This is a genomic window from Betaproteobacteria bacterium (assembly GCA_016194905.1).
In the GTDB taxonomy this organism is placed as follows: domain Bacteria; phylum Pseudomonadota; class Gammaproteobacteria; order Burkholderiales; family JACQAP01; genus JACQAP01.
On record JACQAP010000014.1, the window covers coordinates 36234 to 53678 of the forward strand.

At 62.4% G+C, this 17445-nt stretch carries 17 protein-coding genes; 12 read left to right on the top strand and 5 right to left on the bottom strand.

All coding sequences use genetic code 11. From position 1 onward, the window contains the following. Positions 1-35 precede the first annotated feature (35 nt). Genes HY067_08435 through HY067_08450 form a run of 4 tightly spaced genes read right to left on the bottom strand, consistent with a single transcriptional unit; the run spans position 36 to position 4652 of the window. Positions 36-842: a formylmethanofuran dehydrogenase subunit C gene (locus HY067_08435; protein ID MBI3527984.1), complete on the bottom strand. Its 807-nt coding sequence runs from the start codon at positions 840-842 to the stop codon at positions 36-38. After that, positions 830-1732 carry a formylmethanofuran--tetrahydromethanopterin N-formyltransferase gene (gene fhcD / locus HY067_08440; protein MBI3527985.1) on the bottom strand — a complete coding sequence of 301 codons (903 nt, stop codon included), beginning with the start codon at positions 1730-1732 and terminating at the stop codon, positions 830-832. Before fhcD ends, HY067_08435 begins: the two co-directional genes overlap by 13 nt. Further along, the gene (locus tag HY067_08445) at positions 1729-3393 is read right to left on the bottom strand and encodes a formylmethanofuran dehydrogenase subunit A (GenBank protein MBI3527986.1); all 1665 of its coding nucleotides are present in this window, start codon (positions 3391-3393) and stop codon (positions 1729-1731) included. The genes fhcD and HY067_08445 overlap by 4 nt, the downstream gene beginning before the upstream one ends. Beyond that, positions 3390-4652, bottom strand: coding sequence for a formylmethanofuran dehydrogenase subunit B (locus tag HY067_08450; GenBank protein ID MBI3527987.1), 1263 nt, complete (start codon positions 4650-4652; stop codon positions 3390-3392). The genes HY067_08445 and HY067_08450 overlap by 4 nt, the downstream gene beginning before the upstream one ends. 210 nt (positions 4653-4862) lie before the next feature. Between HY067_08450 and HY067_08455 the strand changes: the two genes are divergently transcribed. The 7 genes from HY067_08455 to fae all read left to right on the top strand — a co-directional run bounded on the left by HY067_08455 (position 4863) and on the right by fae (position 11548). Next, positions 4863-5855: a GHMP kinase gene (locus HY067_08455; protein MBI3527988.1), complete on the top strand. Its 993-nt coding sequence runs from the start codon at positions 4863-4865 to the stop codon at positions 5853-5855. A 163-nt stretch (positions 5856-6018) separates the two neighbouring features. Then, a complete protein-coding gene (locus HY067_08460; GenBank protein ID MBI3527989.1) occupies positions 6019-6927 on the top strand; it encodes a methylenetetrahydromethanopterin dehydrogenase in 909 nt (302 codons plus the stop codon). Beyond that, entirely contained in the window at positions 6911-8044 is a 1134-nt protein-coding gene (locus HY067_08465; protein ID MBI3527990.1) for an ATP-grasp domain-containing protein, read from the top strand. The genes HY067_08460 and HY067_08465 overlap by 17 nt, the downstream gene beginning before the upstream one ends. Then, complete coding sequence (locus HY067_08470; GenBank protein MBI3527991.1) at positions 8041-9066, top strand: methenyltetrahydromethanopterin cyclohydrolase; 1026 nt, start codon at positions 8041-8043, stop codon at positions 9064-9066. The genes HY067_08465 and HY067_08470 overlap by 4 nt, the downstream gene beginning before the upstream one ends. Positions 9067-9090: 24 nt before the next feature. After that, entirely contained in the window at positions 9091-10041 is a 951-nt protein-coding gene (locus HY067_08475) for a RimK family alpha-L-glutamate ligase (protein MBI3527992.1), read from the top strand. Further along, entirely contained in the window at positions 10038-10964 is a 927-nt protein-coding gene (locus HY067_08480) for a triphosphoribosyl-dephospho-CoA synthase (protein ID MBI3527993.1), read from the top strand. The genes HY067_08475 and HY067_08480 overlap by 4 nt, the downstream gene beginning before the upstream one ends. A 71-nt stretch (positions 10965-11035) precedes the next feature. Beyond that, positions 11036-11548 (top strand): formaldehyde-activating enzyme, encoded by a 513-nt coding sequence (gene fae, locus HY067_08485; protein MBI3527994.1) that lies wholly within the window; start codon positions 11036-11038, stop codon positions 11546-11548. Positions 11549-11707: 159 nt separating this feature from the next. Here fae and HY067_08490 read toward each other — a convergent pair whose 3' ends face one another. Beyond that, positions 11708-12439 carry a hypothetical protein gene (locus tag HY067_08490; protein MBI3527995.1) on the bottom strand — a complete coding sequence of 244 codons (732 nt, stop codon included), beginning with the start codon at positions 12437-12439 and terminating at the stop codon, positions 11708-11710. Between the two features lie 15 nt (positions 12440-12454). On the opposite strand from HY067_08490, the gene HY067_08495 reads away from it, so the two are divergent. The 5 genes from HY067_08495 to HY067_08515 all read left to right on the top strand — a co-directional run bounded on the left by HY067_08495 (position 12455) and on the right by HY067_08515 (position 17444). After that, positions 12455-13447 carry an ATP-grasp domain-containing protein gene (locus HY067_08495; protein ID MBI3527996.1) on the top strand — a complete coding sequence of 331 codons (993 nt, stop codon included), beginning with the start codon at positions 12455-12457 and terminating at the stop codon, positions 13445-13447. Beyond that, positions 13437-14483, top strand: a complete 1047-nt coding sequence (locus tag HY067_08500) for a hypothetical protein (GenBank protein MBI3527997.1) — start codon at positions 13437-13439, stop codon at positions 14481-14483. The genes HY067_08495 and HY067_08500 overlap by 11 nt, the downstream gene beginning before the upstream one ends. Further along, complete coding sequence (locus HY067_08505) at positions 14480-15094, top strand: uridylate kinase (GenBank protein MBI3527998.1); 615 nt, start codon at positions 14480-14482, stop codon at positions 15092-15094. Before HY067_08500 ends, HY067_08505 begins: the two co-directional genes overlap by 4 nt. 622 nt (positions 15095-15716) lie before the next feature. Next, a complete protein-coding gene (locus tag HY067_08510) occupies positions 15717-16379 on the top strand; it encodes a hypothetical protein (protein ID MBI3527999.1) in 663 nt (220 codons plus the stop codon). 390 nt (positions 16380-16769) lie between these two features. Continuing rightward, positions 16770-17444, top strand: coding sequence for an ABC transporter ATP-binding protein (locus tag HY067_08515; GenBank protein ID MBI3528000.1), 675 nt, complete (start codon positions 16770-16772; stop codon positions 17442-17444). Position 17445: the final 1 nt, after the last annotated feature.

The window sequence follows — 17445 nt, forward strand, 5'->3', positions numbered from 1 at the left end:
CCGGGGAGCGGCTGCCGCATCAGGCGAAAGCTGCTTCAAGAGAAAATCAGGATTTCCCCGGTGCCGCCCCAGGCAAGGTCGCCGCAGTAGCGCCGCACTTTTTGACTGAATGGCAGGAAGCGCGCAAAAGACGGGTGATCCCGCTGTAGTTGTCTTTCCAGAAGCGTCAGGAACAACAGCGAATGTTCCCCGCTGTCCTGGAACGTAACCGGAAGATTGTCCGGCACGCAGGCCAGCAGCAGCGTACCGCGCTTGAGCGAGAAGCCCGGCATCATCCCCACCTTGCCCGCGACGAAGAGCGTTCCGGCCAGCATGTTTGCGCCACAATACGCACCGGCGTTTCCACCGACCAGCAACAGGCCGCGCCGCATGCGTTCGCCGGTGCGGTCACCGGCATCGCCGTGGATCGCAAGAATTCCGCCGCGCATGCCCTGCCTGTCCCCCGCCAGCGCGCCACCGGCGAATTCACCGGCGTTGCCGTGGATCTGGATCAGTCCCGCTTTCATCCCGCTGCCGGCAAACGAGCCGGCATTGCCGCTAACGTTCAGGTGTCCGCCGTTCAGACCCAGACCCGCGTACGCGCCGCAGTCGCCCTCGACGGTGATCGTGCCGGAGCGCATGGCGGCACCGATATGCGTCAGCCGGTCGCAACTGTTGCGAATGACCAGGTGTTGCGCATCCCCGGCATCGATATCGAATACATCCGCGACACGCAATCCACCGCGTATGTGCAGCGCGCCGATTGCGGACTTGTCCAGCCCGGTCAGCCGTTGGGGCGTCAGCGGGGATAGATCAATGCTGCGGGCGGGAGCGTTGCGCAGGGTGAGCGTCAGCGCTGCCATAGCATGATGTCGTGCAGTTCGATGTGATACTGGCCGAGCTTGCCACCGTAATTGCCCGCGCTTACGCGCAGGATGCCGCCGTCGGCTCCGGCCCTGCACACCGCGTCGATTCCAGCGCGCATGGCGTTGCGCACGTCGGCTTCAGTCAGCCCGTCGATCACGATTTCCAGCACCGCGCCGGTTTCCGGCGACAGCTCGCTTTTTACCGCCCCGCGCAATGTCGGACAGAACGCGTCGTTTGTCGACGCGGAAAGCGCCTTGTATTTCGAGCCGACCTTCGAACCGGAGCGCACTACGCCACCCGGAAAGGGCATGATGACACCGCGCAGCTTGGCCATCGCTTCGATGGCCGCTTCGCAGGCAGCGAGCGCTTCGGATTGACCGCGCGCGAGCACCAGGAAGTTGCCTCCGCCGACGGCCTTGATCATGCCGGTGGTTTCCTCGCAGAAGAACTCGCCGTCCATCACCGGTATCCGCCAGTAACGCTTGCCGCCGATGATTTTGGATATCTGAAAGCCGTCGCCGAAGAAGCGCAGATTCCGGCCGAGATTAATGGCTTCGCCGTCGAGTCCGGCGAACACGGCGGAAGTCGGCGCGGTCAATACGCACTGGCCGACGCGGCGCTCGACCTGTTTGGCGAGTTCCTTGCCCGAGACCGCGAACAGGAGTACGGACAATCCGGGACGGCCGTCCGGCGTTTCCTCCGCGGACAGTTCACGCTCGATTCCGGCCTCGCATCCGCAGCCGATGACCGAGGTGGCGAAGCCGGTCACTGCTCGCGCCGCGTGATAAGCCCATTTGAGATTCAGCGCGGTGACCAGGATGCGGGTGGCGCGCATGCCGAAGGCTTCGGCGAAGGTATCGTCGATGGCGACGCCGTTGAGGATCATTGCGGTGGCCTCGCGCAGGCATGCACCAGGGTTTCGCGGCTGCCGCATTCGACCAGTTCGTCCGTGGAGATCGGAAAGTTAGCGAAGCGGATGGTGTGGTAGCGCTCGAAATATTCCTGCAGCCTTTTCTCTATACCGCGATCGAAGTCGGGGCGAACGACGTGGGTGGCGCCACGCACGACCTTCACGATGCGTCCGTCGCGCGCAACCACTTCACCGTCCTTGAAGACGTATTCGGGCCCATGGAACATTTTCTCGCGATCGGGATCATCCCGGTATACCGTGATATCGGCGGCCGCGCCGACACCCAGATGTCCGCGGTCGGCGAGACCCAGGCTGCGCGCCGGCGCGGCACGGGTCATGATCGCAATTTCATAGAGCGAGTACTCGCGGTCCAGCGAGGCGAGCTGGCTGTGCGCAGCCGCGTCCGGATGAAGCTGCGCGAGCTTCTCGTTGCGAAAACCCTTGTCCATCAGCAGCCGGATCAGGTGTGGGTAGCTGGTGAACGGTGCGCCGTTCGGATGATCGGTGGTCAGAAACACCCGCCAGGGATCTTTCACGCGCAGGAACAGTTCCAGACCGATGGCCCATTGCAGCGCGTTGACGAAGTTACCGTCGCGATAGCGAAACGGCACGACGCCGCAGCCGGCGTCGCATTCGATGTCCATGCACAGCCATTTGTTCGGATGCGCATGCCCTGCGTTGCGATGCTGCGCCATGGTGTCGCCCGAGGCGGTCACGGTCTGACCGAACATGATCTGGCCGACATCGGCGGATACGTTGGCATGACGGTCGATCTCTTCCGCGATGCTGGCCGCCGCGGAGGAGAACTTGCGCTCGCCCTCGGTGCCGTAGCTGTGGAACTGGATGTGCGTCAGATGGATCGGCAGGCCTTCGGCGGCGTCCATGGTCGCGAGCGTCGATGCCGCGTTGCCGGGCACACCGAGATTGCTGGCATGGACGTGCAGCGGATGCGGTATCGAGAGTTCGTGCAGCGCGCGCGTCAATGTAGTCAGGATCTCCCTTGGGGTCACTCTGTAGTGCGGATGCGGTTCGTCGACATCGAGGTGGCGCGCGTTGAACTTGAATGCGCTGATGCCGCCGGGGTTGACGACCTTGATGGCGACGCACTGGGTGGCATGCAGCGTCCAGGCAACATAGTCGTTGATCACACTCTGTTCGGCGTCGGCGGCCATCAGCCGCAACAGGAAATCGTCGTTGCCGAGCAAGGCGTAGCCGCCCTTGTCGACGATCGGCGTGTCGCCCATTTCCATATGGGCCTGGCGTGCGTTGACCGGCAGCATGGCCGGCTCGAAGCACGCGGTGTAGCCCATCTCGGCATAGCGATAACCGGTAGCGAAAGTCGAGGGCGCGGCAACGCCGCTGCCGGAACGAGTGATGTCTGTTCGCGCAAAGGCGCTGTCGCGATGATCTTCGGGCAGCATGGCGCGCGCGATGTTGACCTTGCCGCCGCCGATGTGGGTATGCAAGTCGATTGCGCCGGCCATGACGATTCGGCCGGAGAGATCGTACTCGCGATCGATAAATGTTCCCAGCGACGGTGCCATGACGATGCGGCCGTCGTGCACGAACAGATCGCGTACCTCGCCATCGACCCGATGAGCGGGATCGTAGACCCGGCCGCCGCTGAGCCGGATCAATGCGGCTCCTTCATGGCGTCGAGGATGCGCTGCAAGGCCTGCGCGGCAGACGGCAGCGCGGACCCGGCGAGTTTGCGCAAGTGAATGGCGACAACATTGTCGGCCCGGTAGAGATGGCCGGTGTGGTGCAAACCGGGAACCGAAACCGGGATGAATACCGAGCAGCCGCCGGCGCGCATGCCGGCGCGGCCGAGCACGATCGAGGGAATCTTGCCGGCGGGTGGCGTGCGCGTGGCGTCCAGCGCGGACACGAAGACCATGGCGTCGACCTCGCCCTGCCGGGCAAGATGCCGCGCCGGGTCCTGGGCGGGCGCGCCACCGCAGAAATTCACCTGCACGGGAAAGCCGGTCTGCCAGGTCGTGACCTGCAATGCGGTCAGGTCGCCGTCGCTGCCGCCGAGCGGCAGAACGGAAAACCGGGTTTCAGAATTCAATGCCCGGACCAATTCGCACATGGACTGGATCGCGAGATCGGCGTGCGCGAACGCGAGATCCGCCGCGGCCCAGGTCAGAACGCCGTAACGTGCGGAGCGCATGCGCTTCAGCAGTTCGGATAGCTTTCCGCTCGGCACGCCCGCCACCGTTTGTGCCCTGAGGGCGCGTCCCGCGAAGAGCGCAAGCAGCGTGGAGAAGAATTCAGCGAGCCGGGCCGGATCGACGGCGAGCGATTCTGTCCTCTGGCGCAATGTGGCCGGCAGATCATCCGGCACTTCGCCGAGAAACCACAGCTCGCGCACGCCGGTCTCGAACAGCGTCTCGAAGTCGCCATAGCAGCGTTCGAAGAAGCGCGGAAAGCGGCGGCTGATGCCGGTGCCGGCCACCACCAGGAGATCGGCACGATTGCGAACTTCGGTAAACGTGGTGCTGATCCAGCCGGTATTCTGCAGAACGCGCAGATTGCGGAACAACGCGTCGCCGTTCGCGTGATCCACGATGCCACCGCATCTCTCGGCGAGATCGACCAGAACCCGCATGCCTGCGACGTCCGTTCCCGCCGAAATCAGCAGCGGCCGCCGGGCCGCCCGCAGGATCTCTGCCCCGCGACCGATCGCCGCGGCGAGATCGGCGGGCTTATCGTCCACCAGCGCAGTCGCCGGATCACTGGCATTCGCCGCAAACAATGCGCGACTTCGCGCACATCCGTGGGCGGCAACCGTTGCCACGCCTTTTGTCAGCGCCACGCGCAGGTCGTCACACAGCAGCCCGCAGAACGGACAGGGCACGTTGTCGAATTCCCGCGCGCGGACCATGTCAGACATCATTCGTCAACCTTCGGAGAAGGAATTTCTTGGAACCCTCCTAGGGGTGTCGCATTACTGTACATATTCGATCCCAATGCTCCGAAAGTGAACACCTGTTGCGAAAAACTTTTCGGTGTTCCGTTTGGGCTGCGATGTAAACTTTAACCGATCGCGTCATGGTACGTGTTACTCGCAACAAGACCCAATGTGAGAACCGGCGACCCAACGATGAGGACAGGCGTGCGCACAGTTTCCGTCACGGCTCCAGCGAGATTGCACCTCGGCTTCCTGGACATGAATGGTTCGAGGGGCCGACGCTTTGGCAGCGTCGGCTTGACGCTCGAGGGACCGTGCGTCGAGTTGTCCATCGAGCGTGCTTCTGCGTTCGCGATATCGGGGGCGCAAGCGGGACGCGCCGAGGCGTTTGCCAATTTGCTTTGCGACCGATTCAATCTTCCGCGCGATTTCCGCATCACCATTTCCCGGACCATTCCTGAACACATGGGTCTGGGGTCGGGCACGCAACTCGGCATCGCGGTCGGGGTCGCGCTTGCTAAGCTTTATCGGATTGAACTCTCCGTTCGCGAAGTGGCTGTAGTCGCGCAGCGCGGGCAACGCTCCGGAATAGGCGCGGGGGCTTTCGAGTTCGGCGGGTTTCTGGTGGATGGTGGAAAAGGGGCAAGCGACGATCCCCCGCCGATTGTGTCGAGGGTGGAATTCCCGGCGGACTGGCGTGTCGTGCTGGTGCTCGAACAGGATAGTCGCGGGCTTCACGGCGAACTCGAGAACGTTGCATTTCAGACATTGCCGGCATTTCCCGAAACACTGGCGAATCATCTTTGCCGCCTGATGCTCATGCAGGCGCTGCCGGCGATGGCGGAGCGCGATATCGAAAGCTTTGGCAGCTCCATCGGCGAACTGCAACGCATCACGGGCGACTATTTCTCGCCTGCGCAGGGCGGACGATTCGCGAGCCCGGCGGTTGCCGAAGCGCTCGCCTGGATCGAGAGCCAGGGCATTGCCGGCGTCGGGCAGAGTTCGTGGGGGCCGACCGGCTTCGCGATCGTGGCCGGAGAAGATCGCGCGGCTGAGCTGGCGCGGGCGGCGCAATCACGCTGGGGCGATACCAGATCCCTGCAATTCATGGTCTGCGGCGGGTGCAACCGCGGCGGCGAGGTTGAAGTCGTTCCCTTGGCTCGTGCCTCCGCCGACGCAAAATAGGGAAATCACCTCACCCCCCGCCCTCTCTAGCAAGCTGGAGAGGGTGCCGAAAAACTGCTCGTCGGGGATCAGCGCGATTGCATCACCCTCTCCGCCCGGTTGTGGGGGAGAGGGATGGGGTGAGGGGGGGGTCTGTGACGAAGATTGATCTCAAGGGTGATTGATGGAGAAGCCTCACATCCTGCATTTGCTCACGCCGATGGCGCAGGTGAGTCCCTTCGACGTCAACATGGCCTACGACGCCGGCTACGATGCCGTCGTTCCCTATACCCATGTTGTGCTCGACCAGGTTGCCGCGCTGACGCAGGACGCGATTTTCTCGCGCGGACCGAAGGGTGTGAAACGCACTGGCCTCTTCATCGGCGGTCGCGACAACGGGCTCGCCGCGGACATGCTCGATGCGGCGCGCAAGGCGATGGTGCCGCCTTTCGAGGTATCGGTGTTCGTCGATCCGAGCGGCGCTTTCACGACTGCGGCAGCCATGGTGGCTGCCGTCGAGAAACATTTGAAGAAAAGTCATGGCACTGATCTGAAGGACAAGGCGGTGATGATTTTCGGCGGTAGCGGGCCGGTGGGTGCCGCCGCGGCGGTGTTTGCTTCGCAAGCCGGCGCCAAAGTCGGCATTGTTGGACGCGAAGATACGACGCGTGCGCGAAGCACCGCGGAGGACTGCAACCGGCGCTACGGAACGAATGTCGAACCGGTGGAGGCAAGTACCGATTCGCTCAAGGCGACGATGATGCAGAAGGCGGACGTTGCGCTCGCTACCGCGAAGGCGGGGTATCGCGTCGTCTCCAGGGAATTGCTTGCCGCGGCGCCGAGGCTGCTGGTTGCCGCGGACGTGAATGCCGTGCCGCCCTCGGGTATCGAGGGACTCGATGCCATGGATGATGGCAAGCCGCTGCAGGCGAGTTCTGGAAAGGCGGTGGGCATTGGCGCGCTGGCGATCGGCAACATCAAGTACCAGACGCAGCGCGGCCTGCTCGAAACCATGCTCAAGGCGGACAAGGCGCTCTACCTGGACTTGCGGGCCGCATTCGCGGAAGCACGCAAACATGCCGGCATCGTCTGAACAATCGCCGCTGCTGGTGGTCTCCGCGTCCGGACGCGCGCTTGCGCAATCGGCAGCCCGATGTGGCCTGCAGGTCGTGGTTCTGGATCTGTTCAACGACATGGATGTTCGCGCGCTGGCTGTGGCGAGCCGCAGCGTGGCGGCACGCAATGGAAAATTCGATGCGCGAAGACTGCTCGCCGCAGCGCAGGCCATGTGTTCGCCGGATTGGTGCAGCGGGTTGGTCTATGGATCCGGATTCGAGGGCCGCACCGGGTTACTCGCACAACTGGCGCGTGGACGCACCTTGTTCGGCAATGCACCGGGTACGGTGGCGCATCTCAAGGATCCGGCGCACTTTTTTCGGATGCTCGATGCGTTCGGGTTCGCGCATCCTGAAACCAGATTGGATCCGCCGGCCGATGTTTCCGGCTGGCTCGTCAAACGTACCGGCGGCGCGGGCGGAAGTCATGTGGAGCCGGCGCGCTCGCGCCATCGCGCACGGCCGGGCCGTTATTTCCAAAAGCTGCAATCCGGCCGGACCTTGTCGGTTTTGTTTGCCGCCGACAGTCGTGACGCCCGCGTGATCGGCATCAACGAACAATGGACGGCAGGTATCGCACAGTGCACGCCTTACTGCTACGGCGGCGCGGTGAGTGGCATAGTGCTGCCCGAGAGCGTGCAGGCGCGGGTTGCGACGTTGCTCAGTCGGCTGGTGCGCGCGACCGGGCTGGTCGGATTGAACGGACTCGATTTCATTCTCGATGCCGACGACGAGCCGTATGTACTGGAGATCAATCCGCGACCGACGGCGACCATCGATCTGTATGACGCCGATTTCGAAGGCGGGCTCCTCGCGCTTCACCTGCGAGCTTGTCGTGGCGAGTTGCCGGACATGCAGCGGCCGGATCGCTCGCGGGCGCATGCGATCGTCTACGCCACAGCCCCGTTGCGCGTGCCTGCTGGAATGAACTGGCCGGAGTGGTGTACCGATATTCCGGAGAGTGGCAGCTTGATTCCGGCCGGCGCGCCCATATGCAGCGTGCGCGCCCATGCTGCCTCGAGCGCTCAAGCCCGCGACATGGCCATGGTTCGCCGTGGAATGTTGAACACTGTATTTTCCCGGAAAGCCGCATGAACGTGAAAGAAACGAAGGCGGCGGTGGTGACTGCGGATCCCAGGCAGCAGGCGATCGCCGCAAACTGGCCGAGTGTGAATGCGCTGGCTGCGCCGCTGGTCCGTGAACTGATTCTGCAAGCGAAGAACTTGCGTCTCGGCGTGGAGCGACTGGAAAACGGTTGCGTCGTGGTCGATGGCGGCATTGCCTGTCGCGGAGGGCTTGAAGCGGGACTTCGCATAGCGGAAATATGCATGGGCGGACTGGGACGGGTGTCGCTGCAAGAGTCGGGAATATCGCACTGGCCATTGCAGCTTTCGGTACACAGTGCGGACCCGGTGCTCGCGTGTCTTGGCAGCCAGTATGCAGGCTGGAGCCTGGCGTACGGAGAAGGCAAAGGCAGTTTCCAAGCACTCGGCTCCGGGCCGGGTCGGGCGGCGGCGTGTCGCGAGGATCTGTTCGCCGAGCTGTCCTATCGCGATCTCTCGGAAACAGTCTGCCTCGTGCTCGAAGTCGGCAAGAAACCGCCGACCGAGATCGCCGACAGGATTGCCAGCGATTGCGGCGTCGCACCGGACCAGGTCACGCTGATCCTTACGCCGACGCACAGCCTTGCGGGAACGTTGCAGGTCGTCGCGCGTGTGCTGGAAGTGGCGTTGCACAAGGCGCACGCACTTGGATTTCCTCTGCATCACGTGGTAGACGGCGCAGGTGCCGCGCCACTGCCGCCGCCCGCCGCGGATTTTCTGACCGCCATGGGACGCACCAACGACGCGATTCTGTTCGGCGGCAACGTGCAACTGTTCGTCGATTGCGACGACGGCGAAGCCGAGCGTCTCGCGAGGAATTTGCCGTCGAGCGTTTCCAAAGATTACGGCAAGCCGTTTGCGCGCGTGTTCAAGGACGCGGAGTACGACTTCTATCGCATCGATCCGCATCTCTTTGCGCCCGCTGTCGTTTCGGTGAGCGTGCTGAAAAGCGGCAAGACCTTCCATGCCGGCGCGCTCGACGAGCGGCTGCTGGAACAGTCGTTCGGTGGCTAAAAGATTCTTTAGACAGGTGAAAGTTTGCCGAAAGTAAATACAGGAACGACGGGCGGTGGCAGCCGGGTGGTGATACTCACCGACGATCCCGGCTGGCATGGGGCGCGATTGCGCGAGGCGTTCCTGTCGCGTGGCGTCGAGACCAGTTTCGCGTCATTGCGTGACTGCCGGTTCGACTTGCACCGCCCCGGGCGTAGCGTCGTCCTTCCCGGATTCGAAGAGCGTTTGCCCGACGGCGTGTTCGTGCGCGGCGTGCCAGGCGGCACGCTCGAGCAAGTCGTGTTGCGGCTGGATGTGCTGCACGCGCTCAAGCTGCTGGGTGTGCCGGTGTACAACGATGGCCGCGCGATCGAGCGGACCGTGGACAAGGCCATGACCAGTTTCGTGCTGGCGAATGCCGGCATTCCGACCCCGGCCACCTGGGTCACGGAATCGGAGAGCGAGGCGGCAGCCGTGGTGCGAGCGGAGATCGCCGCCGGACGGGAAATGGTTGTGAAGCCGTTGTTCGGTTCGCAGGGGGTCGGCCTGAAGCGAATCTCCGCCGTGGACGATCTGCCGCCGGGCGCGCACTACGACGGCGTGTATTACCTGCAACGCTACGTCGAGTCCGGAAATACCGGATGGCACGACTGGCGTGTGTTCGTGATCGATGGTGTTGCGGTGGCGGCCATGAAGCGGCAGGGAAAAAGCTGGATTACGAATGTCTCCCAGGGCGGCACTTGCGCGCCGGTCGATCTCTCCGAACACGAGGATCTGCGCGTGCTTGCGCAAAAGGCCTGCAGCGCGCTGCAAATGGATTACGCGGGCATCGACTTGATTCGCGACCGCGATGGCCGCCTCCAGGTCATCGAAGTCAACGGCATTCCGGCATGGAAGGGACTGCAGTCCGTCACCCGGGACAGCATTGCCCGGATGCTGGTCGACGATTTCGTCGACAGGCACCTGCGGCGCCGCGCGCTGCACTCGGTCGCATGAAGGCAACGGACGCATTCGCGCTTGAGCCAACGACCGTCGCCGCGGCGATCTGGGACGCGTGCGTCACCGATGTTCGCGCATTCAAGCCCGGCAACGTCAGCATCGCTTCACCCGGGCACGGCATGCGCGCGGATGATTTTATCGCGAGTGCGGACGCCATGGCCGCTGCGATTGCGGCGCCTGCAGCCGATGTTGGACAACGCATCCTGCGTGCAATCGAGGCAACTCATGCAGTCGTGCCGGTCAACACGAACCTCGGGATCGTGCTGCTGTGCGCGCCGCTCGCGCACGCAGCGACCAGTTCATCGAGCGAGCTGATCCTGCGCGAACGGCTGCGCGCCGTGCTCGCGGGACTCAATGTGGACGATGCCGGGCTTGCCTATCGCGCGATTCGCCTGGCCGAACCAGGCGGATTGGGGCGATCCGATCGGCATGACGTAGTGGAAGTCCCTCACGTCACGCTGCGCGAGGCGATGGATGAAGCGCGCGACCGCGACCGGATCGCTCATCAGTACGTGACCGACTATGGGGACATCTTTGAGACCGGATTACCCGCATTGCAGCACGGGCTCGCGCGGTGGCGCAGCCGCGAGTGGGCCGCAGTGCATGCCTATCTGATTTTTCTGGCGCGCTATCCGGACAGTCACGTAGCGCGCAAGCATGGTGGGAAGGTGGCCGCCGCGGTCAGTCTGCAGGCGCGCGATCTGAGTCAGGCGTTGGGACGGGCGAGCGACCCTGCGCGGGAAATGCCGGCACTGGAGGCGTTCGATCGCCAGTTGAAGGCACGATCCATCAACCCGGGCACCAGCGCCGACATGACGGTGGCCACCCTGGTGGCGATGGATCTGGAGGATTCGCTGGACCAAGTTTCATCAGAACGTGTTTCATCGGAAAGTCGGGCCGGGGTTGGCACCAGCGGATGAGCTCGCAGTCAGTGGCGGGCTTCGGCCCGTGTTCGATCAACAACCGAGGTCAAGAACCGAAGGAGGAGTCAATGGCGAAAATCAATGGAGTGTGTGTCGGTGAATCGCTGGTCGGGGATGGCAACGAAGTCGCCCATATCGACCTGCTGATCGGTCCGCGTGGCAGCCCCGTGGAGTCGGCATTCTGCCACGCGCTGACCAACAACAAGGACGGCTTTACCTCGCTGCTCGCGGTGGTGGCGCCGAACCTGATAACCAAGCCGGCTACGGTGATGTTCAACAAGGTCACCATCAAGGGCGCCAAGCAGGCGGTGCAGATGTTCGGACCGGCCCAGCGTGCCGTCGCAATGGCGGTGGCGGACAGTGTCGCGGAGGGCGTCATCCCCGCGAACGAGGCGGACGACCTGTTCATCTGCGTCGGCGTGTTCATTCACTGGCAGGCGGCCGACGACAAGAAGATCCAGGATTACAACTACAAGGCGGTCAAGGAGTCGATCGCGCGCGCCATCAAGGGCGAGCCGAAGGCTGCGGAGGTCACCGCGAAACGCGGTTCCATGGATCACCCGTTCCAGGCGCACAAGTAATCCTGCAGGTCCAAAGCCAGGCCCGCTCCGCTTTCACGGAGCGGGCTTTTTCTTGTTTTTCTCAAGAAAGGCAATACTCGCCACGGAGGACACGGATACTCTCGCGAAGCGGGGAGTACCCTTTTAGGAAAACCAGAAACAAGGAACAACATGTGGGTGTTAAAAGCAGGTCCGTTGCCGAAATTGCGCGAGGTGCGCGGGACCGATGCGTCCATCGTGCAGCGCGCTCGCGAGCAGCGCGCCGGCGGCGCCCGCTGCTTTCACCTGTTGAAGGTCTTCGATGGAACGGACACCGCCCGCCGCATAGACCTGGCAGCCGGGCACGCGTCCGGCAAGTCCGACGATCAAAGCCAGATCCGGTCCCTTGTCGCTGCCGACCCGCTGCAGGTTCATCGCCAGCACGCGCTGCGGCCAATAGCGTTCGGGATGTGTCAGCAGTGCCCGCGGTCCCCTGAAATCATCACCCTGATAGTCCAGCGAGAGCACTGGAGACGGGGCCTTACAGCGCTTGCGGACCACGGAAAGGAAGTCGGCATCGAGGAGGGATTCGCTCCCGATGACAGGACGGCCCAGCCCCGCATCGAGCCAGTGCGCGAGCGCGGCTTCGTCGCCCATGCCGGTGTCCGCCCAGAGTTCGAGTTCGGGGAAATGCCGATGGATGGTTCGGAGACTTTCCATGTTGCCGCCGCGGCGCTGGATGGCATCGAGGTCGGCGACATACAGGGTCTGGAATGGATGAAGTGCGAGCAAGGCTTCCACGATTTTCGATGGTTCCGCTCCGGGGCCCAGCCGGGAGCGGACCGGGCGGTATTCGTCGCGCCGGCCTTCGCGGGCATGGACTACCATGCCGTCCTTGAGGTCGATCACGGGAATCAGGTGGAAGCCGGCCACGGGTAACCTTTTTTCATGAAGATTCTGGCGTACGAGCACATCACCGGCGGCGGAATGCTGGGCGACGCGAAAATGTCCGCGCTCGCACCGGAGGGCGAGACGATGCTGCGCGCCCTGGTGGATGATCTCACGGCGATTCCGGGCGTGGAAGTTGCCGTCTTGCGCGATGCGCGTTTGGGCGCCGACCTGCCCGCGACCTTGCATCGTGTCGACAATGCCTCCGATTTCTGGCCGGCGTTTCGCCGCGCGGTGCGCAACGCTGATGCAGTATGGCCGATTGCGCCCGAGCAGGACGGCATGCTGTTGCGAATCACGGGCGAGATCCTGCAGGCGGGACGCGTGCTGCTGGGATGCCGGCCGGATGCTGTGAAGATAGCAACGAGCAAACGTGCAACGGCGGATGTCCTCGCTCAAGCGGGGATCGCCGCAATTCCCGTTTACGTCGATGAGCGAAGCATTGCGCCTGAAGTCGGCGAGGTTGTGGTCAAGCCGGATGACGGCGCCGGATGCCAGGATACGTTGCTGTTCCGCAGCCGGCGGCAATTGCAGGCCTGGCTCCGGAACAATGCAAGAGCCGGGCTGGTGTTCCAGCCCTACATTGATGGCGATGCCCGGAGTTTGTCGCTGCTGTGTTGCGATGGCCGCGCACGTCTGCTGGCTTGCAATCGCCAGAAAATCAGCGTTGCCAGCGGTGTGTTCGAATTTGCCGGGGTGAGCGTGGGAGCATTAGCGGATGCGGATGGACGCTACGCGAGACTTGCCAGCGCGGTGGCGCGAGCCCTGCCCGGACTCTGGGGTTACTGCGGCGTGGATTTCATCGAAACCGATGCGGGACCGATCGTAGTCGAAGTGAACCCGAGACTGACGACGTCGTATGCGGGCCTGCACCGGGCGATCGGAATCAACCCCGCGCAACTCGTGCTCGAATTGCCCATCTCGCTCGATGCCGCCACGGAAGCGATGCATCGAACGCGCGCTGTCGAAGTGGAGATCGCTCATGCTGGCTGATGTCGTGCTGGGTTGGGATATCGGCGGCGCGCATCTCAAGGTGGCCGCGGTCGATAACAAGGGCAGGGTGGTGCAGGTCGTGCAACTGCCGTGTCCGCTCTGGTTGGGACTGGAACATCTCGACCGTGCAATTGCCAAGGCACTCATCCAGATGCCGAGAGCCAGTCTGCACGCGGTCACGATGACCGGGGAACTGACTGACTTCTTCCGCAATCGCGCCCAGGGCGTCAAGACGATCATCGCGCGCTTCGCACAGCAGACACCGGTGGACCGCACCACTATCTATGCAGGGCCGGCAGGCTTCCTGACACCGCAGAAGGCTGAGCAGAAAACCGACGCCGTGGCATCGGCGAACTGGGCCGCCAGCGCGCAACTGGTCGCGAGCCGCGTGCCGGATGCGCTGTTCGTCGACATCGGCAGCACAACCACCGACCTGGTTCCCATCCGCGGCGGCGTGCTGAGGATTCTGGGTTTCAGCGATGCGGACCGGTTGGCCTGCGAAGAGCTGGTGTATACGGGAGTAGTGCGCACGCCGGTCATGGCGCTCGCGGACCGGATTCCATTCGACGGGCAATGGATCCCCGCGATGGCGGAATATTTCGCCACGACGGCGGATGTCTACCGCCTGACCGGCGAACTGCCTGAAGGCGCCGATCAACTTCCCGCCGCCGACAATGGCGGCAAGACCGTGCGCGACAGCGCTCGCCGGCTCGCGCGCATGATCGGTCGCGATCTCGAATCCGCGCCTCTCGCGCAATGGAAGCGGTGTGCCCGCCATCTGGCCGACCTGCAGTTGTGGCAGATCCGGCAGGCTTGCGAACGCGTATTGTCACGCGCCGATGCCGTCGATCGCAGTCCGGTCGTGGGAGCGGGCACGGGCAGATTCCTGGCCAGAAAACTCGCTGCGCAACTTGGCCGGCGTTACCGCGATTTCGACTCGCTGGTCGATGCGGCACCGGACGCGGCCTCGTGGGCATCGAGTTGCGCGCCGGCCGTGGCAGTCGCGTTGTTGGCGCAAAGGCGCAAGCGAAAATGACTCTATGGGTCGTCAAGCTCGGCGGCAGTCTTGCCAACTCTCCAGAACTGCCGCGATGGCTGGATGTCATCGCTACCACAGGTGCGGGAAAGGTCGTGCTGGTACCCGGTGGCGGTTCCTGGGCGGATGAAGTACGAGAAGCGCAGAAGCGCGAAGGTTTCGACGATCGCATCGCGCATCGCAAAGCGCTGCGAGCGATGGAGCAATACGGAAAAGTGCTCGCAGGGATGCGAGCGAACTTTGTTCCAGCGGCTGGCATCGCGGAGATTCACAAAGCCCTGCGCAATGACCAGATCGCGGTGTGGATGCCTTACGAAATGATCGTCGCCGATCCTTCGATTCCCGAAAGCTGGGATGTCACCTCCGACAGCCTCGCTGCCTGGCTCGCCAAAAAACTGAATGCCTCGGCATTGCTGCTTGTGAAATCCTTGAAAATCGATGCACAGCCGGGGATCGAGGACCTAGTGCGTCGAGGCTGGGTCGATCCTGCTTTTGCGAAATTTTCTTCAGGAAAGCAATTCAAGATCGTCCTGCTGGGGAAGGGCGATCAAAATGCGGCAGAATTTCTACTGACATCGGACGATGCGGTAAAGGCAACGAGCCACGACTAAGCTTGTTCCCCAAGCGGCCAACAGGGCGCTATGCTATTTGCAAGTTAACTGAGGTAGCGCTGTCCGGCGCTATCTTGAGAATTCGGATTTTAACGTAGTTAATAAACCACGAATTTCCCAAAAATGACTATAAAAATTGGAGGTTGGTCGCGAATAGGCGTCGTCCTAAGCGTTCTCTGGTTTTTGGCCATAGGTGGCTATGGCGCATACGAATACTCACTTTGGGACGATAATTGCCGCGCGCCAGGGTTGGGCGGTAATCCATTTACCTATCACGACCCATGTTCAGGAAAACTTTGGTTTGTCGAGTGGAAATTTGTCCAAGATCTGAGCCGAGACGCGGCTTTTGAGTACGACTTATTGAGACGACAGCACAAGACGATTCCAGAAGATGTAATGCGCCGCCTCGAATCTGGTCCAGAGTATGAAAAACAGTTTAAGGGAGGCATTTTTCTATTCCTTTGGCTGGTCCCAGTGATTGCTATGTGGATCTTAGTGTATGTATGTGTATCAGTGTTCCGTTGGATTCGACGAGGTTTTTAAGATTAGACGCAATGGACTCGTCATTTCAGGCGACCGAATAGAGACCGTGCTTGACCGCTGGCGTTAAGCGTCTTTACCCATGTCAAAATTAGACATCGAGCAGATTCTGAATTCGACAATCGACGCGTTCGATTTTCAGTTCATGATTGGCGACGTAAAAGATTTCTTAGAGTTTTCCGAAAGCAACATAGATTGGCAGCACCACCGCGAATTTCAGGCCATCGCGCGTCGCAAGGACTTTGATGATTTTCCGCCAGGATATCGCAACCATCTTGAACAAAATGCCGACCACAGGTTTAAGGTGAGTCTGCCACTTCGCGTGCGTTACGGCGCGTTGCTGGCCTTTACCACTTCCGTTGAATGGGCGGTCGCCTACTTGAACCGCAGTGCGTTTAATCCTGTACCGGACAAGAAGGACGGAACAAACCATGTGGTCAGGGTCCTACGAGAGTTCACGGCCAGAGTCTCTGTTGATCCGCAGGGCGTAATCGATGACTATGAAGCGCTGGTTCAAATTCGCAACTGCGTCGTTCACAGCGCAGGGGTAGTGGCCACCTACCAGTTCAAACGAGAATTGCCCAATGCGATCGCCCGAATCAATGGAATCTCGCTCGGGAATTGGCATTTCTTCGGTGACCAAATCTGTATTGAGCGCGGAGTGTTGGAGAGATACATTGATAAAACTGCATCCCTCGTGGTTGACCTTCATACGAAGATGAGAGAGCGAGGTCTGCTTATATGACACTTAACCCTGTGCCTAAGCCGACCGTCTGCGAACGGCGCTTCAAGCCCGATATGCGGCGGTCCTATAAGCGAACCTAAACCGGGTCGGACCAGCGTATGACATTGATCTTCCTGAGTAAGGTCGTGATGTAGGGGCATTTTCAGACGCTTAGAGGCGCATTTTTGCAGGCAAAACGCACGCTTTAAGGAGAGAAGCGATGCCTCGCGCCGATCGCCGCGCGAGGTGACGTGATACACCGCGCCGGGGAATTCGCGACGGTGATCCCGTCAGACAACTACCCCATTCCGGTCAGAGATCCCGATCTCGCCGCATTGGAGTGGTCAATGCTTCCGCCGTGAGTCACGTCGGCGCTTGCCTTGCCGACCAGCCGCCGTTACGCTCGACGGCGTGCTATCGATTCGTGATCTCTGCAAGACCTACGCGGGGCCGCCGCAGCGCACCGTTCTCGTCGGTGTCGACCTCGAGCTCGTTGCGGGCGACTATGTCGCGGTGATGGGGGAGTCGGGCGTCGGCAAATCGACGCTGCTGAACCTCATCGCGGGCCTCGACCGGGCCGACGCGGGCTCCATCACACTGGACGGCGTCGAGCTCACCACCCAGGACGACGACATGCTGACGGCGCTGCGCCGCGTCGCGATGGGCTTCGTGTTCCAGGCGTTCCACATCCTCCCGTATCTCAGCGTCGCGCAGAACGTCGCACTGCCGTTGTCGCTCGTCGGCGTGGTCCGCGAGGTGGCCGAGCGCCGGGTTGCGGCAGTGCTCGCGGCGGTGGGACTCGCCGATCGCGCGGCGAGCGTGCCGCGCGAATTGTCCGGCGGTGAATTGCAGCGGGTCGCGATTGCACGCGCGGTCGTGCATGGTCCGCGGCTCGTGCTCGCCGACGAGCCCACCGGCAACCTCGATCCCGACAGCGCGGGGCAGGTGCTGCGCCTGCTGCGCGACCAGGTGAAGGCGGGCCAAGCGGCCGGCATCCTCGTCACGCATTCGCGCGCGGCGGCAGAGACGGCGGACCGCATCATGATGCTCACGCGGGATGGGCTGCGTGAGCTTGCGCACGGATAGT